The sequence below is a fragment of the Bacillus sp. SIMBA_026 genome (genome assembly GCF_046535335.1).
In the GTDB taxonomy this organism is placed as follows: domain Bacteria; phylum Bacillota; class Bacilli; order Bacillales; family Bacillaceae; genus Bacillus; species Bacillus velezensis.
Map to the genome: position 1 here is coordinate 1 of NZ_JAWRWX010000350.1, position 251 is coordinate 251.

The 251-nt window shown below is 65.3% G+C and carries 1 protein-coding gene; it reads left to right on the forward strand.

Going from position 1 to position 251, the window contains the following annotated elements:
• Window positions 1-141 precede the first annotated feature (141 nt).
• On the forward strand, window positions 142-251 hold a 110-nt coding region (locus tag SB847_RS21760), incomplete at its 3' end, for a glycogen/starch synthase (protein WP_410578784.1).

Here is a 251-nt window from a genome sequence, read left to right on the forward strand (position 1 = left end):
GGCGGGAATCGATTGCCGCACAACTGGCGTCGCAATGGAATCGGGCCGACAACCTCTTCCCCGGGCTGGACGCACGACGTTTGATCTTCTCGGGGCGGGAATGATCATGAGCGGGCACGAGATACGGATGGCGGGGGCAGCATGAAGGTTCTGATCGTGTCGTGGGAATACCCGCCCGTGGTGGTCGGGGGTCTGGGCCGCCACGTGCATCACCTTGCCGTCGAACTCGCCCGCGCCGGCCACGAGGTGGT